Genomic DNA, 23,973 nt, shown 5'->3' with positions numbered 1-23,973 from the left:
ATGTAGGAGCGAGCACAGCTCGCGATGCGCCGCGCGGGCGGCGCTCGATCTCACAGGCGACGAACTTCCAAGGGCCAACGCTCCAGCCTCACCCAGATCTCTACAGCCCTTCGCCCAGCACCCGGTCAATGCTGTCGACAAAGTAGTCCACGCTCGCCCGGGTGGTGCACATTGGTGGCTTGATCTTGAGGATGTTCAGGTAGTCGCCGGTCGGCTGCATGAAGATGCCCAGGTCACGCAGGCGATTGCACAGCGTCATGGTTTCTGCGGTGGCCGGCTCCAGGGTTGTGCGATCGCGCACCAGCTCCAGCCCCAGGTAGAAGCCCGAGCCATGTGCCGCGCCAGCCAGCGGGTGCTTGTCGACCAGCGCCTGCAGGCGGGCCTTGAAGTAGCGGCCGGTGTCGCGGGCGTTGTCCCACAGGCCTTCTTCCTGCATCACATCCAGCACCGCCATGCCAATGCGGCAGCTGACGGGGCTGCCACCGGCCGAGGAGAAGAAGTAGCCCTCGGCTTCCAGCGCCTCGGCGATTTCACGGCGGGTGATGACCACGCCCAGTGGCTGGCCGTTGCCCATGCCCTTGGCCATGGTGATGATGTCGGGCACCACACCCTGTTCCTCGAAACCCCAGAAGTATTCGCCCAGGCGACCATAACCCACCTGTACTTCGTCGGCGATGCACACCCCGCCACGGGCGCGGACCTTGGCGTAGGCATCGCGCAAGTAGCCGGCCGGTAACGAGATGCCCCCGGCATTGCCGTACACCGGCTCGCAGATGATACCCGCCAGCTGGCGGTTACGGGCATCAAGCTCAGCCAGTTTGGCGTCGACGTCCTGCAGGTAGTCGGCGGCGCTGTCGGGCCCGCGGAAGCGGCCGCGGAAGGTGTTCGGCGCTTCGACCGGGTGTACCCAGTCCGGGCGGGTTTCCAGGGCTTGCGGGTTGTCGGCGATCGACGTGGAGATGGCATCGGTGGCAACCGACCAGCCGTGGTAGGCCTCCAGCACACTGAGCAGGTCACGCCCGCCGCTGTAGGCCCAGGCCAGGCGGATTGCCAGGTCGTTGGCTTCGGTACCGCTGTTGACCATGAACACCCGGTCGAAACCTTCGGGGGCCAAGTCCAGCAGCCGTTCGGAGAACTCGGTGATGGCTGCGTAGTGAAACCGCGAGTTGGTGTTCAGCAGTGACCACTGTCGTGCCGACTCGGCGACCATGCGGGGGTGGCCATGGCCCAGTACCGCGACGTTGTTCAGCATGTCGAGGTAAGAGCGACCCTGCATGTCGATGAGGTAGTTGCGCCAGCCGCGTTCGATGTGGGGTGGCTGCGCGTAGTAGTGCTTCTGCGAACGGGCGAAGCTGGCATCGCGGCGTGCCAGCAGGGCCTGCGGATCAGGCAGCGGATCGGCATCGCAATCGAAGCCCAGCAGTGCGGCTGGTGACGGGCACAGCGCCAGCCAGGCGGCAGCCTGGGACGGGGTGGCGAACAATGGCGGCTGAATGCAGTTGTCCAGGCACAGCTGCACGGTGAGGAAACCGCAGCTGATGCCCAGCGACTGGCCTTGTTCAACGGCCAGGCCATTTGCCGGGGCATTTTCCAGACCCTGCAGCCACAAGGCCCAGTGCGCGGTGCGCAGGCAGCCACGGCCATCCCCATGGCGATGCCAGGTGCCCGCTGCCGGCGCTTGCACCGCGCTACCGTTGGCTACATGCAGCTCTACGCCAAGGGCGCAGGTGGCTGGCTCCTCGGGGCGGTCGATATGGGTTTGCGACAGGCGATACTGCCCGTGCAGGCTGCAGGCCGGGGCAGGGTGCAGGGTTAGCAGGCGTTGGTCGAAGCCGGGTTGCTCCCAGTTGCCCGCTTCACAATGCTTGCTGAGCACACCGAGGTCGATGCGCGTCACAGATTGCCCCGCCAGTTCGGGCAGCAGGGGCGTGCAGCCGTTCAGGTCTGGCGTGGCGGGTTGCACGCCGGCAGCCTGCAGGATGGCCGCTTGCATGAGTGCGAAAGGCACGGCGGTAGCGGTGTCGAAAATTTCCCACTCATGGGCCACGTTGTCGCGGGTGTACTGGTTACCCGGGTCCACGGCCAGTTGCTGCGCGCTGCTCAGCACCAACACTGCCGCGCGGTTTAGTACCAGAGGCCACAGGGCACGCAGCTCGGCGTCGGTCAGCGGGTTGAGCGCCTGGTAGGCGCTGACCGCCGGCAGGACCCGCAGCGGGTCGCCTTCGGCGTGGTGCAGCAGTGCTGCACAGGTCACTGACAGGTCGGCGATGCGCCAGGTGCGCAGCAGGTCGCCGAAGTCGATCACCCCTTGCAACTGCCACTGGCGCTCGCCGTCAAGGGCCCACACGGTGTTGTCGTCGGTGATGTCCAGATGCACGGCCTGGCTTGGCAGTTGCTCGGCAAGCGGGGCGAGGTGTTGGGCGGCGACGCCGGTGGCGTGTTCGATGCGGGCGCGTTGCTCGCTGTTGTCCAGTACGGGCAGCAGGTGCTGGATCAACGCCTGGGCGTGTTGCGGGTCCCATTGCAGGGTGCGCGCAAGGCCGGGGTGGTCGAAGTCGGCCAGGGTGCTGTCGAGCCGCGCACACAGCCTGCCCATTTCGGCCATCAGCTGCGCCGGCATGTGCTTGAGGCGCGTCAACGGTTGACCTTCGATGTAGTCGAGCAGGCGTACGCGCAGTGGTTGGCCACCAATCTCCACGGCCAGCAAGTTTTCGCCGCTGTGCGCCGCACGTACGGCAGGCACCGACAGGCCGTGCTCACGCAAATAGGCGAGGGCGGCATGCTGCGCCTCCAGCTCCAGCTTTGCGTAGCTGCCATGGCAGGCCTTGAGGACGAACTGCCCTTGGGCCGTATCGACCCGGAAGTTCAGGTCCTGCTGGCTGCCCAGTGCCGACAACCCACCGGCAACGCCGTAGTGCATCTGCAACAAGGCATGTGCCTGGGTTTCGCTGAGCGTGGGGCCGGGCAGGCTGGCGCGCTGGATCATCTGCTCAAGGGCAGGGGAGACGTTCTTTTGTGGATGACTGGGCATGGGCTCTACCGTTGAAGCAGGAGTGACAGCAGCGACTGTATGCCCGATCTGACTGATGATGAAAGACGATCGTGATCAGAAATCCTGATAAGTGGCGGCCCTTTGCCACAGCCGCAGGTTGATGTTTGTGTTTGGTAAGCATTACCATTTGCGTTCTGTTTCACATCCTCCGCGCTGTCAGGAATTATCCCATGCCTTCCCGTGTCCCCTCGCGTCCCGCATTACTGGCGATCTGCTGTTCCGTAACCCTGATGGCGCAGGCTGCCGAACCGATCCAGCTGGAGGCGACCGATGTCAGCGCCGATGCCCTGAAAGCGCGCCCCGACGCATTGCCCGACGAGTTTGCCGGCGGCCAGGTGGCCCGTGGCGGGCGAATGGGCGTGCTGGGTAACCAGGACTACATGGATGTGCCCTTTACCATGACCAGCTATACCGCCAAGGTGATCGAAGACCAGCAGGCGGAAGACATCGGTGACGTCCTGGCCAACGACCCCTCGGTGCGTGAATCATTCGGCTTCGGTAACCAGTCCAAGGTCTTCGTGATCCGGGGGTTGCCGCTGGCCGGCGATGATATTTCCTTCAATGGCCTGTACGGCATCTTGCCGCGGCAGATCATGTCCACCGACGGCGTCGAGCGGGTCGAAGTGTTCAAGGGGCCCAATGCCTTCCTCAATGGCGTGAGCCCGACCGGCACGGGCCTGGGCGGCAACGTCAACCTGCAGCCCAAGCGCGCCGGTGATGAGCCGACCCGCCGCTACACCCAGGACATCAGCGCCGATGGCCGTATTGGCGAGCACCTGGATATCGGCCAACGCTTCGGTGAGGACAACCGTTTCGGCGCGCGCCTGAACCTCAGCCAACGCGAAGGTGAAACTGCCGTGGATGACCAGGACCAGCGCACCAAGCTGTTCACCGCTGGCCTGGACTACCGTGGCGACAACTTCCGCGTGGCGACTGACATCGGCTACCAGAAACAGCGCATCAACCATTTGCGCAATTCCGTGCGCCTGGGCAGTACCACGACCAAGGCCCCGACCGCGCCGGACGCCAGCCACAACTATGGCCAGAGCTGGAGCTACAGCGAGTCGGAAGATACCTTCGGCATGGTCCGTGGCGAATGGGACCTGAGCGACAACTGGACCGCCTACCTCGCCGGCGGCGCCCGGCACACGCGCGAGCAGGGCACCTACGGTACCCCGGTACTGGTCGGCAACAGCGGTGCAGCGACGATGACCCCTTCGGACATCGTGCACGGTGAAGACAACACCAGCTTCAGTACTGGCCTGAATGGGCGCCTGCAGACCGGGCCGATCAGCCACCAGATCGCCTTGGGGGCCAATACCATGTGGACCCAGGCGGAAAACGCCTACACCTTCTATTCGCCGGTCAGCACCAACATCTACGACGGCGTGCAAAAGGCCAAGCCGGGCACTGTCACCAGCACGGGTGGCGAAATGGGTGACCCCGGTGTTACCGGCAAGACCCGCGCACGGAGCATCGCCATTTCCGACACCATTGGCGTCTTCGATGATCGCCTGCTGCTGACTTACGGCTTGCGGCGGCAGCAGCTGCGGGTGGAAAGCTATACTTACGATGGCACGACCTCTCAAGGGCAGGCCAACCTGGCGAATGACGGCAGCCGCAAAGGCGACCCGTACGAGGAGTCGATCACCACACCGGTGTATGGCATCGTGTTCAAGGCCACCGACAGCATTTCCTTGTATGCCAACCGCATCGAAGGCCTGGCTCAGGGGCCAACGGCGCCAGCGAATGTGTCGAATGCCAACGAGATGTTCCCGCCAGGCCGCACCAAGCAGCTTGAGGCTGGTATCAAGTTCGACCGACAGACCTTTGGTGCGAACCTGGGCGTATTCCGTATCGAGAAGCCTTCAGACGGCTATACGTTGAACAATGTCTTCATTCGCGACGGTGAACAGGTCAACAAAGGCCTGGAGTTGAGCCTGTTCGGCGAGCCGGTCCAGGGTCTGCGCCTGATGGCTGGCGGCACGCGCATGACCTCGGAGCAGAAAAAAACAGCCAACGGCAGCAACGATGGCAACCATGCCATTGGCGTGCCGACGTTCCAGCTCAATGCCAGCGTCGACTGGGACGTGCCTGGCGTACCTGGGCTGGCGCTGAATGCGAGGATGCTGCGCACCGGTGGCCAGTTCGTCGATGCGGCGAACAACGTCAGTTTGCCGACCTGGAACCGTTTCGATGCCGGTGCCCGTTACAAGTTGAAGGTAGCGGAGAAAGACCTGACCCTGCGGGTGAATGTGGAAAACCTGACCGACAAGAACTACTGGGCCTCGGCTAACGGTGGTTACCTGACCCAGGGCGATCCGCGACTGCTGAAGTTCTCCGGCACCATTGACTTCTGATAATCCGGGCGGTGGTGGTGCGATGTCGCGTAAATCGAGCGCCGCCCGCGCGGCGCTGGATCTGCAACGTGCAACAAGGAGCGAGGCCAACACGCAGCCCCTACGAAACTTCAACCTCTAAGAACGCCGCCTCCAGCAACTGTCGCGTGTACGGGTGCTGCGGCGCATGGAAGATCGCCTGCGCATCCCCTTGTTCAACCACCTGCCCATGCTTGATCACCATCAACTGGTGGCTCAGCGCCTTGACCACCGCCAGGTCATGGCTGATGAACAGGTAGGTCAGGTTGTACTTCTGCTGCAGACTGCGCAGCAACTCGACCACCTGCCGCTGCACGGTACGGTCCAGCGCTGACGTGGGTTCATCCAGCAGAATCAGTGCTGGCTTCAACACCAGCGCCCGGGCAATGGCGATGCGCTGGCGCTGGCCGCCGGAAAACTCATGGGGGTAGCGGTGGCGTGTGCGGGGGTCCAGGCCTACCTCCTCCAGGGCCGCGATAATCGCTGCTTCCTGTTCCTGCGCGGTGCCAATGCCGTGAATGCGCAGCCCTTCGCCCACAATGTCCGCCACGCACATACGCGGGCTCAGGCTGCCAAACGGATCCTGGAACACCACCTGCATTTCCCGCCGCAGCGGCCGCACGGCCTTCTGGTTCAGCCCTTGCAAGTCCTGCCCATGGAAACGGATGCCTCCCTGGCTGGAAATCAGCCGCAGGATCGCCAGACCGAGCGTTGACTTGCCCGACCCGGACTCCCCGACAATCCCCAGCGTTTGCCCTTGGGGCAAGCTGAAGTTGACCCCGTCCACGGCCTTTACATGGTCAACCGTGCGCCGCAGCAGCCCCTTCTTGATCGGGAACCACACCTTGAGATCATCCACCTCCAGCAGTGGCGCGCCGACCGGGTTGTGGGCCGGCAGCCCGCTGGGCTCAGCATTGATCAGCATCTGTGTGTAGTGGTGCTGTGGCGCGCTGAACAGCGTGGCACATTCGGCTTGCTCGACAATTTGCCCGCGCTGCATCACGCACACGCGGTGGGCGATGCGACGCACCAGGTTCAGGTCATGGCTGATCAGCAGCAGCGCCATGCCCAGGCGCGCCTGCAGTTCCTTGAGCAGGTCGAGAATTTTCAACTGCACGGTCACGTCGAGCGCCGTGGTCGGCTCATCTGCAATCAGCAGTTCAGGCTCGTTGGCCAGTGCCATGGCGATCATCACCCGTTGGCGTTGCCCGCCCGACAGCTCATGGGGCAGGGCCTTCAAGCGCTTGTGCGGCTCGGGAATGCCGACCAGATCCAGTAGCTCCAGGGTGCGAGCGGTCGCTTCCTTGCCGCTCAGGCCCTTGTGCAGCAAAAGGATTTCGTTGATCTGCTTCTCGATGCAGTGCAGCGGGTTGAGCGAGGTCATCGGCTCCTGGAAGATCATCGCGATGCGGTTGCCTCGGATTCGCTGCAAGGTCTTCTCGTTCTGCTGCAGCAGGTCCTTGTCCTGGTAACGGATGCTGCCGCTGGGGTGGCGGGCCAGGGGGTAGGGCAGCAGGCGCAGGATCGAGTGCGCCGTGACCGATTTGCCTGAGCCGCTTTCGCCCACCAGCGCCAGTGTCTCGCCTTTGCGGATATCGAAGCTGATGCCGTCTACCACCCGGTTGATCTGGTCCCCGGTCACGAACTCCACTGCCAGGTCCCGCACTTCGATCAGGTTCTGTTCACTCATGTCACTTCCTCGGGTCGAAGGCATCGCGGGCGGATTCGCCGATGAACACCAGCAGGCTCAGCATCAGCGCCAGCACCGCAAAGGCGCTGATGCCCAGCCATGGCGCTTGCAGGTTGGACTTGCCCTGGGCTACCAGTTCGCCCAGCGATGGCGAACCGGCGGGCAGGCCGAAGCCGAGGAAGTCCAGGGCAGTGAGGGTGCCGATAGCGCCGGTGAGAATGAACGGCATGAAGGTCATCGTCGAGATCATGGCGTTGGGCAGGATATGGCGGTACATGATTGCGCCGTTGCGCATGCCCAGGGCACGGGCGGCGCGCACATATTCCAGGTTGCGCCCGCGCAGGAACTCGGCGCGGACCACATCCACCAGGCTCATCCACGAGAACAGCAGCATGATACCCAGCAGCCACCAGAAGTTAGGCTGCACGAAGCTGGCCAGGATGATCAGCAGGTATAGCACCGGCAGGCCCGACCAGATTTCCAGGAAGCGCTGCCCGGCCAGGTCGACCCAGCCGCCATAGAAGCCCTGCAAGGCGCCGGCGATGACGCCGACGATGGAGCTGGCCACCGTCAAGGTGAGGGCGAACAGTACCGAAATGCGAAAGCCGTAGATTACCCGCGCCAGCACGTCTCGGCCCTGGTCGTCGGTACCCAGCCAGTTATCGGTCGAGGGCGGAGCGGGGGCGGGCACGCGCAGGTCGTAGTTGATGCTTTGATAGCTGAACGGGATTGGCGCCCACAGCACGAAGCTGTCTTTCTTCGCCAGCAGTTCGCGGATGTACGGGCTTTTGTAGTTGGCCTCCAGCGGGAATTCGCCGCCGAAGGTGGTTTCCGGGTAGCGCTTGAACGCCGGGAAGTACCATTCACCGTCGTAACGCACGGCAACGGGCTTGTCATTGGCGATCAGCTCAGCGCCCAGGCTCAGGCCGAACAGGATCAGGAACAGCCACAGCGACCACCAGCCACGGCGGTTTGCCTTGAAACGCTCGAAGCGCCGGCGGTTGAGGGGGGACAAGGCCATGTCAGTGCTCCCGGCTGGCGAAGTCGATGCGTGGATCGACCAGGGTGTAGGTCAGGTCGCCGATCAGTTTCACCACCAGCCCTAACAGGGTGAAGATGAACAGGGTGCCGAAGACCACCGGGTAGTCGCGGTTGATGGCCGCTTCGAAACTCATCAGGCCCAGGCCGTCGAGGCTGAAGATGACCTCGATCAGCAACGACCCGGTGAAGAAGATGCCGATGAACGCCGACGGGAACCCGGCAATCACCAGCAGCATGGCGTTACGGAATACGTGGCCGTACAGCACCCTTGGCCGGCTGAGGCCCTTGGCCTTGGCGGTGACCACATATTGCTTGTTGATCTCGTCGAGGAAGCTGTTTTTGGTCAGCAGGGTCATGGTGGCGAAGTTGCCGATGACCAGTGCGGTGATCGGCAGCACCAGGTGCCAGAAGTAGTCCAGCACCTTGCCGGTGGTGCTCAGTTCGTCGAAGTTGTTGGAGGTGAGGCCACGCAGCGGGAACCAGTCGAAGTAGCTGCCACCGGCGAACAGCACGATCAGCAGGATGGCGAACAGGAACGCCGGGATGGCATAGCCGACGATGATCGCCGAGCTGGTCCACACGTCGAAGTGGCTGCCGTGGCGCACGGCTTTGGCGATGCCCAGCGGGATTGACACCAGGTACATGATCAGCGTGCTCCACAGCCCCAGCGAGATCGACACCGGCATCTTCTCCACGATCAGGTCGATTACCTTGGCATCGCGGAAGAAACTGTCGCCGAAGTCCAGCCGGGCGTAGTTCTTGATCATGATCCACAGGCGCTCGGGCGGCGACTTGTCGAAGCCGTACATGCGCTCGATTTCGGCGATCAGCGCCGGGTCCAGGCCCTGGGCGCCACGGTAGTTGGAGCCGGCCACGGAAACCTCGGCGCCACCACCGGCAATGCGGCTGGTGGCGCCTTCGAAGCCTTCAAGCTTGGCGATCATCTGCTCGACCGGGCCACCGGGTGCGGCCTGGACGATGATGAAGTTGATGATGAGGATACCGAACAGGGTCGGGATGATCAGCAGCAGGCGGCGCAGGATGTAGGCCAGCATCTTAGTTGGCCTCGTCCGCAGGGGCTTCGCTGACCGCCGGGGTTACCCCGGGCTTGATCCACCAGGTGTCGATGCCGATGTCGTATTTGGGCGACACTTTCGGGTGGCCGATGTGGTTCCAGTAGGCCACGCGCCAGGTCTTGATGTGCCAGTTGGGGATCACGTAGTAGCCCCATAGCAACACGCGGTCGAGGGCACGGCAGTGGTCGATCAGGCTCTGGCGGGAGTCGGCGTTGATCAGTTGTTCCACCAACTGGTCGATGGCCGGATCGCGCAGGCCGATGAAGTTGCGGCTGCCGGGGTTGTCGGCGGCGGCACTGGACCAGAACTCGCGCTGTTCGTTACCCGGCGAGTTGGACTGCGGGTAGCCGCCGACGATCATGTCGTAGTCACGTGAACGCAGGCGGGTGATGTACTGGGAAACGTCGACCCGGCGGATGCTCAGGTCAATGCCGAGGTCGGCGAGGTTCCGCTTGAACGGCAGCAGAATGCGTTCGAACTCGGTCTGCGCCAGCAAGAACTCGATGGTTACCGGCTTGCCTTGGGCGTCGACCATCTTGTCATCGACGATTTTCCAGCCGGCGTCCTGCAGCAGCTTGTAGGCCTGGCGCTGCTGCTCGCGGATCATGCCGCTGCCGTCGCTGACCGGGTTCTTGTAAGCCTCGGTGAATACCTGATCGGGGATTTTGCCCCGCAGCGGCTCGAGGATGTTCAGCTCGTTGGGGCCAGGCAAGCCATGGGCGGCCATTTCCGAATTCTCGAAGTAGCTGCCGGTGCGGGTGTAGGCGCCGTTGAACAGCTGCTTGTTGGTCCACTCGTAGTCCAGCAGAAGGCTCAGTGCCTTTCGCACGCGAATGTCCTGGAACACCGGGCGGCGGATGTTGAAGACGAAACCTTGCATGCCGGTGGGGTTGCCATTGGGCAGCTCTTCCTTGATCAGGCGGCCTTCGCGCACGGCGGGCACGTTGTAGGCGGTGGCCCAGTTCTTCGCGCTGACTTCCAGTGCATAGTCGAACGCCCCGGCCTTGAGCGCTTCCAGGGCGACGGTGGTGTCGCGGTAGGAATCGAAGGTCATGACGTCGAAGTTGTAGAAGCCACGGTTGATCGGCAGGTCCTTCGCCCAGTAGTCCTTGACCCGCTCGTAGCGCACCGAGCGGCCGGCCTTGACCTCGGCGACCTTGTACGGGCCGCTGCCCAGAGGGATTTCCAGGTTGCCACGGTTGAAGTCGCGGTTTTCATACCAGTGCTTGGGCAGCACGGGCAGTTGGCCGAGAATCAGCGGCAGCTCGCGGTTGCCCTTGTGCTTGAACCTGAACAGCACCTTCAGCGGGTCTTCGGCGACCACCTCAGCGACGTCGGCGTAGTACTGGCGGTACAGCGGTGCACCGTGCTTGATCAGGGCGTTGAAAGTGAACACCACGTCCTCGGCACGCATCGGGTGGCCGTCGTGGAAGCGGGCTTCGGGGCGCAGGTAGAAGCGCACCCAGCTGTTGTCCGGGGCTTTCTCGATTTTGCCGGCCACCAGGCCGTATTCGGTGAACGGCTCGTCCTGGCTCTGGCGCATCAGCGTGTCGTAGATGCTGGCGATGTTCTCGGCCGATACGCCTTTGTTGATGAACGGGTTGAGGCTGTCGAAGCCGCCGAAGCTGGACTGGCGGAAGGTGCCGCCCTTGGGCGCGTCGGGGTTGACGTAGTCGAAGTGCTTGAAGTCGGCAGGGTACTTGGGTGGCTCGTCGTACAGGGTGAGCGCGTGCTGCGGTGCGGCCAGGGTGGGAAGGCTCAGGCAGGCGAGCAACAGGCTGCATGCCAGCCGGCGCAGACGGTGCGTTGGCGTCATTGGGCTTTCTCCGAAGTCTTGATCCACCAGCTGTTCAGCCCGAGGGTATAGGGCGGCGTGGTGACGAAGGCGAACCGGTTGCGGTAGGCCAGGCGATGGTTGTCGAGGTACCAGTTGGGGATCATGTAGTACTGCCATGAGAGCACGCGGTCCAGGGCGCGGGCGGCGGCGACCTGATCGTCGCGGGTGCGTGCGGCCAGCAGGGTGTCGAGCAGGTGATCGACCACCGGGTCCTTGACCCCAGCATAGTTCTTGCTGCCCTTGGTCGCGGCCTGGCTGGAATGGAAGTACAGCCACTGCTCCAGGCCGGGGCTCAGGGTCTGGTTCAAGGTCATCAGAATCATGTCGAAATCGAACTGGTCCAGACGTTGTTTGTACTGGGCACGGTCCACGGTGCGCAAGCGTGCATCGATGCCGATGCTGGCCAGGTTTTCGACATAAGGTTGCAGGATGCGTTCAAGGTTGGGGTTAACCAGCAGCAGTTCCATGCGCAGTTGCTGGCCCTTGCTGTCGAGCAGGCGCTGGCCGTTCAGCTTCCAGCCAGCCTCGGCAAGCAGGCCCAAGGCCTGGCGCAGGGTCTGGCGGTTGATGCCGCGGCCATCGGTCTGGCTGACCTTGTAGGGTTCGCTGAACAGCTTGGCCGGCAACTGGTCGCGGAACGGCGCCAGTAACAGCCATTCCTTACCGGTAGGCACGCCGCTGGCGGCGAACTCGCTGTTGGGGTAGTAACTGGTCGAGCGGCGGTAGGCGCTGCTGAACAGGGCGCGGTTGGTCCACTCGAAGTCCAGCATCAGGCCCAGCGCCTGGCGTACCCGTGGGTCGCTGAAGGTGGCCCGACGGCTGTTCATGAACAGGCCCTGGGTTTGCGTGGGGATGCGGTGCGGGATCTGCGCCTTGATCACCTCGCCGCGGCGCACGGCCGGGAAGTTGTAGCCGTTGGCCCAGTTCTTCGCCTGGTGCTCGATGTAGATGTCGAATTCGCCAGCCTTGAACGCTTCGAACGCGACCGTGGCGTCGCGGTAGAACTCGTATTCCACGCGCTTGAAGTTGTACTTGCCACGGTTGACCGCGAGGTCCTTGCCCCAATAGTTCTTCACCCGTTCGAACACCAGCCGGCGCCCGGGTTGTACCTGGGTGATGCGGTAGGGGCCGCTGCCCAAGGGTGGCTCGAAGGTAGTGGCTTTGAAGTCGCGCTTTTGCCAGTAGTGCTTGGGCAGCACCGGCATTTCGCCCAGGCGCAGGATCAGCAGCGGGTTGCCGGCGCGCTTGAACACGAAACGGATGCGCAGCGGGCCGAGGATGTCTACCCGCTGCACTTCCTGCAGGTTGGTGCGGTAGATCGGGTGGCCGTCCTTGAGCAACGTGCGGTAGGAAAAGGCCACGTCTGCCGAAGTGATCGGCTGGCCGTCATGCCAGCGGGCTTCCGGGCGCAGGTTGAACACCACCCAGCTGCGGTCCTCGCTGTATTCGACCGAACGGGCGATCAGGCCGTAGCTGGAGGTCGGCTCGTCACCCGACGGGTCGTACTGGCCGGTGCCGACCATCAGCGGCTCGTTCAGCTCGCTGATGCCGTACTGCTGGAAATTGGGCGTGGTGATCGGGCTCGACCCCTTGAAGGTGTAGGGGTTGAGGGTATCGAAGGTGCCAAAAGCCATGGCGCGCAAGGTACCGCCCTTGGGCGCTTGCGGGTTGACCCAGTCGAAATGGGTGAATGTGGCTGGGTACTTGAGCGTGCCGAACTGCGCGTATCCGTGGCTTTCGCTCACCATCGCGGCTACGGGAAAGCTCAAGGCCAGGCTGAGTGACAGCAGGAGGGGACGTATCAAGTCGGCATCCGATCCAGAGGCGTTGGGCTTTGATCGGGTACAGTAACAGCTTGGTGAGATTGGAAAAAGAGCGTCCGAATGGACGCTCCATCTTGATCTCAACCTGGATAACGGGCGATGCCGATCAAGTTGGCGTTATCTTCTGAAGTGAATTGGATTTTGTATTCGGTGCCGTGCTGGTCGGTCAGAACCCAGTACGTGTTCGCAACCCAATTGTCCGGCACATCCCGCTCTTGGCGAAAGCGCAGCGCGTTCATCTGCCCAGGTACCTGATTGACGGTTATGTCGGTGTTGAGCACTTTGTGCGTCAGCTGCTTTCCAGCAGGATATACAAAATGAAGATACGAAATGTGAGAGGAGAAAGTACCCCTCATGAAATGGTCTGAATAGGCTACCAGGATAGGCGCCACGGCCGGCTTCAAGCGCCTATGGTCGCCTCTGTCATGTTGCGCAGATTTGGTGATCTGGTACTGGGGATCGATAAAACGCAAGGTATAGAGGTCGAAGTCGCCATCATCGTTGATCAGGTACTCCGCCCGGGTAAAGCTGAAGACATCATGAATGTTGGCTTCGAAGCGTTGGAGCTGGCTGTTTTGAGACGGTGCCATGGGTGCAGCCTCTTTGATGGAGTGGAGGCTGCAGCTTCAGCTGTTGGAGGTTGCGCGAGGTATTAGCCGATTACCACACCATGGCAGGTGTACCCGGAGCTTCAGATCAATGCGACAAGTAAACGGTCAGTGTCTGCCCGGGCTTCAATGCATGCCCGCTGCGCGGGTTCCAGCGCTTGAGGTGCTGCATCTCAACGTTGAAACGCTTGGCCACCAGGTACAGCGAGTCGCCCTTGCGTACTTTGTACTGGGTAGAGCGCTTGCCGGAAGCAGCAACCCGATTGCCGGCGGCGCTCGGCCCATTGCCACCGCGCAGGGCCAGCACCTGGCCGGCACGCAGGCTGTTGCCGGACAGGCGGTTCCAGCGCTTGATGTCACTCACCGAAACGCGGTTGGCCTTGGCGATGGCGCCCAGGTTGTCGCCACGCTTGACCCGGTAGCTGCGTGCCGCTACCGGCGCCTTGGCTTCGGCCACAGCGCGGGCGAACACGGCCTTGTTTGGTTGCAGGCTGACCAGTTGCTCGGGCTTGAGGTTGGACAGGCTGTCGCTCAGCAACTGCGCTTTGGCGGTTGGTACCAACAGCTGCTGCGGGCCGTCCACGGTCATGCGCTTCTTGAAGGCCGGGTTGAGCTGGATCAGCTCGTCTTCGTCGATATTGGCAAAGGCCGCCACCCGCGACAGGTCCAGGCGATCATTGATGGCTACCGCTTCGAAGTAGGGCTCGTTGGCGATCGGGTTCAGGTTGACGCCATAGGCTTCAGGCGTGAGTACCACCTGCGACAAGGCCAGCAGCTTGGGCACATAGTCGCGGGTTTCCTGCGGCAGCGGCAGGTTCCAGTAGTCGGTTGGCAGGCCGAGCCTTTCGTTGCGTTCCATGGCGCGGCTGACCGTGCCTTCGCCGGCGTTGTAAGCGGCCAGGGCCAGCAGCCAGTCGCCGTTGAACATGTCGTGCAGGCGGGTCAGGTAATCCAGTGCTGCGTTGGTCGACGCGGTGATATCGCGGCGGCCATCGTAGAAGTTGGTCTGGCGCAGGTTGAAGTGGCGACCTGTCGCTGGCATGAACTGCCACATGCCGGCAGCGCTGGCACGTGAATAGGCCATCGGGTTGTAGGCGCTCTCGATGGCGGGCAGCAGCGCCAGCTCCAGCGGCATGTCGCGCTCTTCAAGACGCTCGACAATGTAGTGCAGGTAGAGGCTGCCGCGCTCACCGGCGCTTTCGATGAAGGTGGGGTTGCTGGCGAACCACAGGCGCTGCTGCTCGATGCGCGGGTTGACGTCGATGCTGTCCTGCAGGGCGAAGCCCTGGCGCATGCGCTCCCAAACGTCCTGCGGCGTTTTCTCAACCGGCTTGACCAGCAGCGGTGCAGGCTTGTGCTTGATCCGCGCCTGGTAATTGTGCGCGCGAACGCTTTCGGAGTCGTCAAGCTGACGGGTGCTCTGGCAGCCCACCAGGGTGGCGGCCAGCGCCAGCGCACTGATTTGGGCCAGGCGCGTCAAGGCGACTGAATGAGCGGTTCTGCGGCTACGGGAAGACATCGGCTGGGACAGGTATCCGGGCAAAAAATTTCGGCGATTCTAGAAACCGCTCCCGGCCGGGTCAACCGTTGTCAGCGCTTTGCGATATATCTTGAGGTTATCAGAAGGTGTCCTTCCAAGACCTCAAGGCAGCAAAAACAGTGACCTGCGAGTCGTTTGAATGTCCCTTCCATTCGTCTGCTTTTTGTTTAACTAATGTTTCAGAGGTGCGCAGGAAGGGGTTGGTGAGGCGTTCCAGGCCAATCGTTGATGGCAAGGTGATGCGATTGTCGGCGCGCAAACGGGTAACGTCCTCGAACCGCTCAAGAACGTGCAGGTTGGTGGGTTCCACCGCCTTGGCAAAGCGCAGGTTGCTGAGGGTGTATTCGTGGGCGCAGTACACTTCAGTTTGTGGCGGCAGCGCCGCCAGGCGGGCGAGGGCCGGTTGCATCTGTTCGGGTGTACCCTCGAACATTCGCCCGCACCCGGCGGCGAACAGGGTGTCGCCACTGAACAATACTGGCGTCGGCGGCTGATCGCTGAAGAACGCGATATGCCCCAAGGTGTGGCCAGGCACCGCCAGGACCTGAAACGTCACGCCAAGCACCGTCACTGGGTCGCCGTCGTCCAGCGCCAGATCGCGGCAGGGAATGTGCTCGTTGGCCGGGCCGCAGACCCGTGCGTCGGTCAGTTGCTTGAGCCGTTGCACGCCGCCGACATGGTCGTTGTGGTGGTGGGTAATCAGGATGTCGCTGAGCACCCAGTCTGGGTTGGCCGACAGCCAGCGTTCCACTGGGCCGGCATCTCCGGGGTCGACCACCGCGCAGCGGCGTTTGGCAGTATCCTGTAACAACCAGATGTAGTTGTCGGAGAAAGCGGGGAGAGCATCGATCTGTATCATGGTGCGGATCCGATTCGCCAAGCGTGGCACATGAAGGCATCTTAGCCGCGATGGCGCGGTGGGAGAACCTTCGAGGGAGAGCGCAATGACCGACCAAGCCTTTGCCCAGGCCGACCCGGACTGGGTCAAGCTGATCAGCCTGGCCCGTGAGTGGTTCAATGGCCCGCTCGGCCAGCTGATGCTCAAGGAAGAGGAAAAACTGCTGGAAGAAGAGCTCGGGCGCTTCTTCGGGGGTTACCTCGTGCACTACGGCCCCTGCGCGGAGCCGCCGCCCAGCGCTCCCCAGGTGCAGCGCAACGTGCGCCTTGGGGCGCCGCTACCGGGGGTGGAGATTGCCTGTGAAGAACAGGCCTGGCCATTGAGCGAGCACGCCGCCGATGTGGTGGTGCTGCAACATGGCCTGGATTTCAGCCTGTCGCCTCACGGTTTGCTGCGCGAGGCCGCCAGCGCCGTACGCCCGGGCGGGCACCTGCTGATCGTCGGGATCAACCCGTGGAGCAGTTGGGGCATGCGCCACTTCTTCAGCCATGATGCCCTGCGCAAGGCCCGCTGTATCTCGCCGTCGCGGGTAGGCGACTGGCTCAACCTGCTGGGCTTCGCGCTGGAGAAACGCCGCTTCGGGTGCTATCGTCCGCCGCTTGCCTCACCGGCCTGGCAGCAGCGCCTGGCGGGCTGGGAACGGGTGGCTGGCGGCTGGCAGACCTCTGGTGGCGGGGTGTACCTGCTGGTGGCGCGCAAGATGGTGGTGGGCCTGCGGCCGTTGCGCCCGGAGCGCCGAGAGCCGATGGGCAAGTTGCTGCCGCTGCCGCTGGCCAAGGTGAACCGCACGGCGGCCAACCCTGAAACTGACAAGCACTGAATTCAAGAGTGGTACATGAGCGATAGCGTCGAAATGTTTACCGATGGTGCCTGCAAAGGCAATCCTGGCCCGGGTGGCTGGGGCGTCCTGATGATCTACAAGGGCGTCGAGAAGGAACTGTGGGGCGGCGAACGTGAAACCACCAACAACCGCATGGAACTGATGGCGGCCATCCAGGGGCTGATGTCGCTCAAGCGTGAGTGCGACGTGGTGCTGACCACTGACTCGCAGTACGTGATGAAAGGCATCAACGAGTGGATGGTCAACTGGAAGAAGCGCGGCTGGAAAACCGCAGCCAAAGAGCCGGTGAAAAATGCCGACCTGTGGCAGCAGCTCGATGAACAGGTCAACCGCCACAAGGTGAGCTGGAAGTGGGTGCGCGGCCACATTGGTCACCCCGGGAACGAGCGCGCCGACCAACTGGCCAACCGTGGGGTCGATGAGGTGCGCGCCCAGCGTTGAGCTGGGGTACAATTGCGGCCTTTGTAACTGATGCAAGTTGGAGCGCCCCGCGTGGAGCAGCAGCAAGATAAACGCTTCGTCATTCTCGATACCGAAACCACGGGTATGCCGGTCAGCGAAGGCCACCGCATCATCGAGATTGGCTGTGTCGAGGTCATCGGCCGGCGCCTCACCGGGCGGCACTTCCACGTCTACCTGCAGCCGGACCGCGAGAGTGACGAGGGCGCTATCAACGTCCACGGCATCACCGATACCTTCCTGGTCGGCAAGCCACGCTTTGGCGATGTAGCCGAGGAATTCTTCGAATTCATCCAGGGCGCCACGCTGGTCATCCATAACGCGGCGTTTGACGTTGGCTTCATCAACAACGAATTCGCCTTGCTGGGCCAGCAGCATCGCGCTGACATTTCGCAACATTGCACCATCCTCGACACCCTGTTGCTGGCGCGCTCGCGCCACCCGGGGCAGCGCAACAGCCTCGATGCGCTCTGTAAACGCTACGACATCGACAACTCGGGCCGTGAGTTGCACGGCGCATTGCTCGACTCGGAACTGCTGGCTGACGTCTACCTGGCGATGACCGGTGGCCAGACCAGCCTGTCGCTGGCTGGCCATGGGGCGGATGCCGAAGATGACGGGCAGGGCGCTGGCGGCAGCGAGATCCGCCGCATTGTCGGGCGTACGCCGGGGCGGGTGATCATGGCCAGTACCGAGGAACTGGAGGCGCATGCCGAGCGGCTGGCCGCCGTTGCCAAGTCGGCGGGTGGGCCCTCCATGTGGCAGGTCCTTACCGAGACGCCAACAGGGTAATTTTTTCTGCTTGCCGTGGGTTGTGTGGCGCCTTTGAGATCGAGCGCCGCCCGCGCGGCGCTCGATCTACGCGTCACCTCAACGCTCAAGACCGGCCCGTCAACTACCCTGAAGTGGACGCCATGTCCTTCGGAGGTAGCCACCTGATGTACAAGGACCTCAAGTTCCCGATCCTCATCGTCCACCGCGCCATCAAGGCCGACAGTGTCGCTGGCGAGCGCGTGCGGGGTATCGCCGAGGAACTGCGCCAGGATGGCTTCGCCATTCTCGCCGCCGCTGACCACGCCGAAGCCCGTCTGGTCGCCGCCACTCACCACGGCCTGGCCTGCATGCTGATCGCTGCCGAAGGCGTGGGTGAGAATACCCACCTGCTGCAGAACATGGCCGAACTGATCCGCCTGGCCCGCCTGCGCGCACCCGATCTGCCGATTTTCGCCCTGGGTGAGCAGGTAACCCTGGAAAACGCCCCCGCCGAAGCCATGAGCGAGCTTAACCAGCTGCGTGGCATTCTTTACCTGTTCGAAGACACCGTGCCGTTCCTCGCCCGCCAGGTGGCGCGTGCCGCACATACCTACCTTGACGGCTTGCTGCCGCCGTTTTTCAAAGCCTTGGTGCAGCATACCGCGCAGTCCAACTATTCCTGGCACACCCCGGGCCACGGCGGTGGCGTGGCCTACCACAAAAGCCCGGTGGGCCAGGCGTTTCATCAGTTCTTCGGGGAAAACACCCTGCGCTCGGACCTCTCCGTATCCGTGCCGGAACTCGGCTCGCTGCTCGACCACACCGGCCCCTTGGCCGAGGCTGAAGCCAGGGCGGCGCGTAACTTCGGTGCTGACCACACCTTCTTCGTCATCAATGGTACTTCCACGGCCAACAAGATCGTCTGGCACGCCATGGTCGGCCGTGACGACCTGGTGCTGGTGGACCGCAACTGCCACAAGTCGGTGGTTCACGCAATTATCATGACTGGCGCCGTTCCGCTGTACCTGTGCCCGGAGCGCAACGAGCTGGGTATCATCGGCCCGATCCCGCTCAGCGAATTCAGCCCCGAGGCTATCGAGGCGAAGATCCAGGCCAACCCCCTTGCCCGTGATCGCGGGCGGCGCATCAAGCTGGCGGTGGTGACCAACTCCACCTACGACGGGCTGTGTTACCACGCCGGGATGATCAAGCAGTGCTTGGGTGCGAGTGTAGAGGTGCTGCACTTCGACGAAGCCTGGTTTGCCTATGCGGCGTTTCATGATTTCTTCACCGGGCGCTATGCCATGGGCACGGCCTGCACGGCGGGCAGCCCGCTGGTGTTCAGTACCCATTCCACCCACAAATTGCTGGCCGCGTTCAGCCAGGCCTCGATGATCCATGTGCAGGACGGGGCCAGGCGGCAACTGGACCGAGACCGCTTCAACGAAGCGTTCATGATGCATATCTCGACCTCGCCGCAGTACAGCATCCTTGCCTCGCTGGATGTAGCCTCAAGCATGATGGAAGGGCCGGCGGGGCATTCACTGCTGCAAGAGATGTTCGACGAAGCGTTGAGTTTTCGTCGTGCCCTGGCCAACTTGCGCGAGCACATTGCTGCGGATGACTGGTGGTTCAGTATCTGGCAGCCGCCGGGCACCGAAGGTATCCAGCGCCTGGCCGCGCAGGACTGGTTGCTGCAACCGGGTGCCGAGTGGCATGGCTTTGGCGAAGTGGTGGACGACTACGTGCTGCTCGACCCGCTCAAGGTCACATTGGTAATGCCGGGCCTGAGTGCGGGTGGTGTGCTGGGCGAGCATGGCATCCCGGCGGCGGTGGTCAGCAAATTTCTCTGGGAGCGGGGGCTGGTGGTGGAGAAAACCGGCCTGTACAGCTTCCTGGTGCTGTTTTCCATGGGCATTACCAAAGGCAAGTGGAGCACTTTGCTGACGGAGTTGCTGGAATTCAAACGCCACTATGATGGCAACACAGCCCTGAGCAGTTGTCTGCCGAGCGTGGTGGCAGCTGATGCTTCACGCTACCAGAGGATGGGGTTGCGCGACCTGTGTGACCAGTTGCATGACTGCTACCGCGCCAATGCCACGGCCAAGCAACTGAAGCGGCTGTTCACGCGTTTGCCGGAGGTGGCCGTGAGCCCGGCCCGTGCCTATGACCAGATGGTGCGTGGGGACGTGGAGGCGGTGCCGATCGAGGCGCTGCTGGGGCGTGTGGCAGCGGTGATGCTGGTGCCGTATCCGCCCGGTATTCCATTGATCATGCCGGGCGAGCGGTTCACCGAGGCGACCCGCTCGATACTCGACTACCTGGCCTTCGCCCGGGCATTCAACCAGGGCTTCCCCGGTTTTGTCGCCGACGTGCATGGCCTGCAGAACGAGAGCGGCCGTTACACCGTGGACTGCATCACGGAATGCGAATGATCTCGACGCCGCTGCGCGCCAGTTCGAAGCGGTTTTCACCGAGGTGGTTGACCTTGTCGCCGATGGCCAGGCGGTAAGTGGTGATGGGGGCGCCCAGCGTGCTGCCGTCAAGTTGCAAGGTGGACTCCTGGAACTCGTGCACGGGGTAGATACGGCCTTCGGCGTCACGGGCGTGGAATTGGCCGACCATTACTGCTGCCATTTGGGTGGAAACCTCTGAATTACGTAGAAAATGTCTGAAGGCATAGACCGTGCAACAGCCTCGGAAGTTTTCACCCTGAGGAAAAAAAACCAAAGCGCCGAGCAACGGTCATCTATAACTACAACGTCCCTTTACCCAGCAAAGGTTGGAAATTGCCATGAGCCAGGTGTATTCGGTAGCGGTTGTCGTGGGTAGCTTGCGCAAGGAGTCGTACAACCGCAAGGTCGCCCGCGCACTTTCGGAGCTGGCGCCGTCCAGCCTTGCCCTGAAGATCGTCGAAATTGGCGATTTGCCGTTGTACAACGAGGACGTCGAGGCCGAAGCGCCGCCAGAGGCCTGGAAGCGTTTTCGCGAGGAGATCCGCCGCAGTGATGCGGTGCTGTTCGTTACCCCGGAATACAACCGCTCGGTGCCTGGTTGCCTGAAAAATGCCATCGACGTGGGTTCGCGGCCCTACGGGCAAAGTGCCTGGGGTGGCAAGCCGACGGCGGTGGTGAGTGTATCGCCCGGGGCCATTGGAGGCTTTGGCGCCAACCATGCCGTGCGCCAGTCGCTGGTGTTTCTGGACATGCCATGCATGCAAATGCCCGAGGCCTACATTGGCGGGGCAGCAAGCCTGTTCGAGGACTCGGGCAAGCTCAACGACAAGACCCGGCCATTCTTGCAGGCGTTTGTCGACAAGTTTGCTTCGTGGGTGAAGTTGAACAGGGCGGTTTGATCCGCAATCATTGGGGAGCGCGGTCTTTGTAGGAGCAGCACAAGGCTGCTCCTGCAGAAACACTGCGCTGCATGTTCTAGCGGAAGCTGTAGGAAACACCGGCGTAAACGCCAAACCCTTCGCCCGGCGTCGAACGGGCGTTGTCCTGGCCGGCATCGTTGTAGGTGGGTGTCACTGTCGCCGCATAGCGCTTGTTGGTCAGGTTGCGCAGGTCCAGCCACGTCTGCCAGTCCTGTTTGGGTGAATTCCAGCCCAGGCGCGCGCCTAGCAAGGCATATGCATCGGCGTGATAGCTGTTGGCATAGTCCACCTGCACTTTCGACGCCATTTGCGTGTTGACCCCGGCGTAGAAGCCGCTCGGCCAGTCATAGCGCAGTTCGGCCTGGTAGTAGTGCATGGGGATGCCGGGCAGGCGGTTGTCGCCAAACTTGTCGTCATCACGGTAGTGGAAGTCGCTGAAGGTGTAGGCTTGGCGTACGCTCAGCTTGCCGGTACCGGCGCGTTCCCATAGGGTGCTGTCGAGGCCGGCTTCCACGCCTTGATGCACGGTGGCGCTGGCGTTGAACTCCGAGGTGAAGTTCGGCACCACTTCCACGGCCAGCAGTTCGTGGCGCACTTGCGAGTAGTACCAGGCAAGGTCCCAGTGGCCAAACGCCGAGTCGCCACGCGCCCCCAGCTCAAGGGTAGTGGCGGTCTGGTTCTGCATCTCGATCGGCTGGATCTGCTTGCCGCCTGTGCTGGGGGCGCTCCAGATCAGCGACCACGGGTGTGGCGGCTCTACCGAGCGGCTGAGATTGCCATACACCTGCAGGTCCGGGCGGATGTCGTAGCGCAACCCCAGGCGCGGTGCAAAGTCCCAGTCATGCATGCTCACCTTGCCGCCTTCGGCCGGGTAGGTCACGTCACTTTCGCGGCGCGTGTAGATCATGGCCAGGCCGGTGGTCAGCCAGAGGTTGGGCACCAGCTCCAGGTCATTACCTGCATGCACAACGGTGTCCGACCCCTGGTAAGTGAAATCGCGGGTACGTGCGCCGAACACATCGCCATTGCGCGCGAACTGCGAGGCTCCGCTGTTGGGCAGGTGCTTGGTGGTGCGCCAGCCGATGGTGGTCTTGCTCTCATGACCGAACAGGGTGTCGCGGCGGAAATAGTTCAGCGTACCGCTGACATCGGTGTAGGCCACTTTCAGGCGCATCGGGCCTTCGCGCAGGTCCATCGGGTAGTCGTGGTAGACCAGGCCGGCTTCCAGGCGCGTATCGTCGTCGAGGTAGAAGGTGGTTTTGTTGCCCACCCAGGTGCTGCCTGGCTGCGGGCGGCTGTCGTCGCGCGCCAGATAGGCGGGGTTGGCCGCGCGGGGGTGGTGCTTGATCTGGTCTTTGGTCAGGCGCCCGGCCAGTTCGTTTTCGGTCTCCCGGTAACGCAGGTAGAAGCGGGTTTCAAGGTTCGGGTTGAAGCGGTAGCCGACATTGGCGGCAATGCCCTTGGCGCTGCCGCTGCTGTGAGCCTGATAACCGTCATATTCCGAATCGGTCAGGGCCACGTAGTAGTCGAGATTGCCCAGCACTTGACCTGAGCTGATGTGCCGGCGCTGGTAACCGCGGCTGCCGACTTCGTAGCGCACCTGTAGCGGGGCGGCGTCGTAGCCGGTGTGGGTGACATAGTTGATCGCACCGCCCAGCGCAAGGGCTCCCTGGTCGAAACCGTTGGCGCCGCGCAGCACTTCGGCACGGCTCAGCCACAGCGGCTCGAACAGCTCGTAGGGGGTACCGCCCGGGCCCGTCAGGGGCAGGCCGTCGAACATCGTGTAAACCCCGGAGCCGTGGGCCCCTGGAGCGCGGTTGATGCCCGAGCCGCGGATCGACAGTTTGATGCCATCGTTGCCCGCCGATTGGGCAAAAACGCCGGGCTGGTAGGCCAGCACATCCTGGTTGCTGGCAACCCGGCCTTGCCCTGCGCGTTGCATGTCTACCAGATTACTGGCGCCTGGCACCTCGTGCAGGCGTTCGCTGGCAGCTGACAGGTCGTTCTGCTCCTCATCGGTGATCAGCACCTGGCCTAATTCGACCGAGGTTGCTGCCAGGGCCGGCTGGGTGGCAGCAAAGGCAGCCAGCAGGCCAAGGCAGTGCGATGGGGGGAAAACGGAACGCATTGTACGACTCCAGGCGAAAAACGGATGGATAACGGCGTTGAGACGAGCGAAATGCCGCTTGGAGCACGCAGGAACTCAGCAAATTTCGTGAAGCCTTCATCAGATGGTTTTGTACGAAAGTTCTTTACAAGCCGCATCGGTGGAGAGGGGGGCGTGCGCTTCGTAAGGTGGCTGCAAATTGGCAGCGATGCCTCGCTCAACCAGCTGCGGAGTTCAAACATGACTGACAATGCCCGACATTTGCTGCAACACCCCGCTGACGCTCCGGTTCGCTTGACGCCACGTGAACAGCAGGTGCTGTTGTGGTGTGCCTATGGCAAAAGTTCCTGGGAGATAGGCCAGATCCTGGCGTGCAAGGAGTCGACCGTGAACTTTCATGTGTCCAACATCCTGCGCAAGTTCGATGTGCCTACACGGGTGGCGGCAGTGATCAAAGCCATCCGCTACGGCATGCTGGCCGGGCAGTGAGGGGG

At 62.6% G+C, this 23,973-nt stretch carries 18 protein-coding genes; 7 read left to right on the top strand and 11 right to left on the bottom strand.

Features of this window, described 5'->3' with window-relative positions; all coding sequences use genetic code 11:
* Positions 1-100 precede the first annotated feature (100 nt).
* A complete protein-coding gene (locus OZ911_RS19810) occupies positions 101-3,031 on the bottom strand; it encodes an aminotransferase (RefSeq protein ID WP_070086418.1) in 2,931 nt (976 codons plus the stop codon).
* Between the two features lie 191 nt (positions 3,032-3,222).
* Between OZ911_RS19810 and OZ911_RS19805 the strand changes: the two genes are divergently transcribed.
* A complete protein-coding gene (locus OZ911_RS19805) occupies positions 3,223-5,412 on the top strand; it encodes a TonB-dependent receptor (RefSeq protein WP_031311971.1) in 2,190 nt (729 codons plus the stop codon).
* A 100-nt stretch (positions 5,413-5,512) separates the two neighbouring features.
* Here OZ911_RS19805 and OZ911_RS19800 read toward each other — a convergent pair whose 3' ends face one another.
* The 8 genes from OZ911_RS19800 to gloB all read right to left on the bottom strand — a co-directional run bounded on the left by OZ911_RS19800 (position 5,513) and on the right by gloB (position 15,904).
* Complete coding sequence (locus OZ911_RS19800) at positions 5,513-7,120, bottom strand: ABC transporter ATP-binding protein (RefSeq protein ID WP_016488247.1); 1,608 nt, start codon at positions 7,118-7,120, stop codon at positions 5,513-5,515.
* Position 7,121: 1 nt separating this feature from the next.
* Positions 7,122-8,141, bottom strand: coding sequence for an ABC transporter permease (locus tag OZ911_RS19795; RefSeq protein WP_016488246.1), 1,020 nt, complete (start codon positions 8,139-8,141; stop codon positions 7,122-7,124).
* Position 8,142: 1 nt separating this feature from the next.
* Positions 8,143-9,216 carry a microcin C ABC transporter permease YejB gene (locus tag OZ911_RS19790; RefSeq protein WP_016488245.1) on the bottom strand — a complete coding sequence of 358 codons (1,074 nt, stop codon included), beginning with the start codon at positions 9,214-9,216 and terminating at the stop codon, positions 8,143-8,145.
* Position 9,217: 1 nt separating this feature from the next.
* Positions 9,218-11,053, bottom strand: coding sequence for an extracellular solute-binding protein (locus OZ911_RS19785; protein ID WP_268968458.1), 1,836 nt, complete (start codon positions 11,051-11,053; stop codon positions 9,218-9,220).
* On the bottom strand, positions 11,050-12,879 hold the full coding sequence (locus tag OZ911_RS19780) for an extracellular solute-binding protein (RefSeq protein ID WP_207268618.1): 1,830 nt from the start codon (positions 12,877-12,879) through the stop codon (positions 11,050-11,052). Before OZ911_RS19780 ends, OZ911_RS19785 begins: the two co-directional genes overlap by 4 nt.
* A gap of 98 nt (positions 12,880-12,977) precedes the next feature.
* Positions 12,978-13,487 carry a hypothetical protein gene (locus OZ911_RS19775; protein ID WP_016488242.1) on the bottom strand — a complete coding sequence of 170 codons (510 nt, stop codon included), beginning with the start codon at positions 13,485-13,487 and terminating at the stop codon, positions 12,978-12,980.
* Between the two features lie 106 nt (positions 13,488-13,593).
* Entirely contained in the window at positions 13,594-15,024 is a 1,431-nt protein-coding gene (locus OZ911_RS19770; protein ID WP_016488241.1) for a lytic transglycosylase domain-containing protein, read from the bottom strand.
* Between the two features lie 100 nt (positions 15,025-15,124).
* Positions 15,125-15,904 carry a hydroxyacylglutathione hydrolase gene (gene gloB, locus OZ911_RS19765; protein ID WP_023047866.1) on the bottom strand — a complete coding sequence of 260 codons (780 nt, stop codon included), beginning with the start codon at positions 15,902-15,904 and terminating at the stop codon, positions 15,125-15,127.
* A gap of 85 nt (positions 15,905-15,989) precedes the next feature.
* On the opposite strand from gloB, the gene OZ911_RS19760 reads away from it, so the two are divergent.
* The 4 genes from OZ911_RS19760 (at position 15,990) to ldcA (ending at position 20,431) form a co-directional block, all read left to right on the top strand.
* Positions 15,990-16,763 (top strand): class I SAM-dependent methyltransferase, encoded by a 774-nt coding sequence (locus tag OZ911_RS19760; RefSeq protein ID WP_016488239.1) that lies wholly within the window; start codon positions 15,990-15,992, stop codon positions 16,761-16,763.
* A gap of 15 nt (positions 16,764-16,778) precedes the next feature.
* The gene (gene rnhA, locus OZ911_RS19755; RefSeq protein ID WP_016488238.1) at positions 16,779-17,225 is read left to right on the top strand and encodes a ribonuclease HI; all 447 of its coding nucleotides are present in this window, start codon (positions 16,779-16,781) and stop codon (positions 17,223-17,225) included.
* 51 nt (positions 17,226-17,276) lie between these two features.
* Positions 17,277-18,035 carry a DNA polymerase III subunit epsilon gene (gene dnaQ, locus OZ911_RS19750; RefSeq protein WP_016488237.1) on the top strand — a complete coding sequence of 253 codons (759 nt, stop codon included), beginning with the start codon at positions 17,277-17,279 and terminating at the stop codon, positions 18,033-18,035.
* A 146-nt stretch (positions 18,036-18,181) separates the two neighbouring features.
* Positions 18,182-20,431: a lysine-specific pyridoxal 5'-phosphate-dependent carboxylase LdcA gene (gene ldcA, locus OZ911_RS19745; protein ID WP_023047507.1), complete on the top strand. Its 2,250-nt coding sequence runs from the start codon at positions 18,182-18,184 to the stop codon at positions 20,429-20,431.
* On the opposite strand, the gene OZ911_RS19740 is transcribed toward ldcA, so the two are convergent.
* Positions 20,415-20,633, bottom strand: a complete 219-nt coding sequence (locus OZ911_RS19740) for a hypothetical protein (protein ID WP_016488235.1) — start codon at positions 20,631-20,633, stop codon at positions 20,415-20,417. The genes ldcA and OZ911_RS19740 overlap by 17 nt on opposite strands.
* A 157-nt stretch (positions 20,634-20,790) precedes the next feature.
* Here OZ911_RS19740 and chrR point away from each other — a divergent pair, with 157 nt between their 5' ends.
* Positions 20,791-21,351, top strand: coding sequence for a class I chromate reductase ChrR (gene chrR, locus OZ911_RS19735; protein WP_023047506.1), 561 nt, complete (start codon positions 20,791-20,793; stop codon positions 21,349-21,351).
* Between the two features lie 76 nt (positions 21,352-21,427).
* Here chrR and OZ911_RS19730 read toward each other — a convergent pair whose 3' ends face one another.
* Positions 21,428-23,500 (bottom strand): TonB-dependent receptor family protein, encoded by a 2,073-nt coding sequence (locus OZ911_RS19730; RefSeq protein WP_070086419.1) that lies wholly within the window; start codon positions 23,498-23,500, stop codon positions 21,428-21,430.
* Positions 23,501-23,719: 219 nt separating this feature from the next.
* Between OZ911_RS19730 and OZ911_RS19725 the strand changes: the two genes are divergently transcribed.
* Positions 23,720-23,968, top strand: a complete 249-nt coding sequence (locus OZ911_RS19725) for a helix-turn-helix domain-containing protein (protein ID WP_024717878.1) — start codon at positions 23,720-23,722, stop codon at positions 23,966-23,968.
* The last annotated feature ends 5 nt before the right edge of the window (positions 23,969-23,973 follow it).

It is taken from the genome of Pseudomonas fortuita (assembly GCF_026898135.2).
GTDB classification, from domain to species: Bacteria; Pseudomonadota; Gammaproteobacteria; order Pseudomonadales; family Pseudomonadaceae; genus Aquipseudomonas; species Aquipseudomonas fortuita.
This window is presented reverse-complemented; position numbering and strand designations above follow the sequence as displayed.

Coding starts and splice junctions, on each gene's coding strand:
- OZ911_RS19740 (WP_016488235.1), bottom strand. CDS start 20,633: ATGGCAGCAGTAATGGTCGGCCAATTCCACGCCCGTGACGCCGAAGGC.
- OZ911_RS19805 (WP_031311971.1), top strand. CDS start 3,223: ATGCCTTCCCGTGTCCCCTCGCGTCCCGCATTACTGGCGATCTGCTGT.
- chrR (WP_023047506.1), top strand. CDS start 20,791: ATGAGCCAGGTGTATTCGGTAGCGGTTGTCGTGGGTAGCTTGCGCAAG.
- OZ911_RS19785 (WP_268968458.1), bottom strand. CDS start 11,053: ATGACGCCAACGCACCGTCTGCGCCGGCTGGCATGCAGCCTGTTGCTC.
- OZ911_RS19795 (WP_016488246.1), bottom strand. CDS start 8,141: ATGGCCTTGTCCCCCCTCAACCGCCGGCGCTTCGAGCGTTTCAAGGCA.
- rnhA (WP_016488238.1), top strand. CDS start 16,779: ATGAGCGATAGCGTCGAAATGTTTACCGATGGTGCCTGCAAAGGCAAT.
- OZ911_RS19775 (WP_016488242.1), bottom strand. CDS start 13,487: ATGGCACCGTCTCAAAACAGCCAGCTCCAACGCTTCGAAGCCAACATT.
- OZ911_RS19800 (WP_016488247.1), bottom strand. CDS start 7,120: ATGAGTGAACAGAACCTGATCGAAGTGCGGGACCTGGCAGTGGAGTTC.
- OZ911_RS19760 (WP_016488239.1), top strand. CDS start 15,990: ATGACCGACCAAGCCTTTGCCCAGGCCGACCCGGACTGGGTCAAGCTG.
- OZ911_RS19770 (WP_016488241.1), bottom strand. CDS start 15,024: ATGTCTTCCCGTAGCCGCAGAACCGCTCATTCAGTCGCCTTGACGCGC.
- ldcA (WP_023047507.1), top strand. CDS start 18,182: ATGTACAAGGACCTCAAGTTCCCGATCCTCATCGTCCACCGCGCCATC.
- gloB (WP_023047866.1), bottom strand. CDS start 15,904: ATGATACAGATCGATGCTCTCCCCGCTTTCTCCGACAACTACATCTGG.
- OZ911_RS19730 (WP_070086419.1), bottom strand. CDS start 23,500: ATGCGTTCCGTTTTCCCCCCATCGCACTGCCTTGGCCTGCTGGCTGCC.
- OZ911_RS19790 (WP_016488245.1), bottom strand. CDS start 9,216: ATGCTGGCCTACATCCTGCGCCGCCTGCTGCTGATCATCCCGACCCTG.
- OZ911_RS19725 (WP_024717878.1), top strand. CDS start 23,720: ATGACTGACAATGCCCGACATTTGCTGCAACACCCCGCTGACGCTCCG.
- OZ911_RS19810 (WP_070086418.1), bottom strand. CDS start 3,031: ATGCCCAGTCATCCACAAAAGAACGTCTCCCCTGCCCTTGAGCAGATG.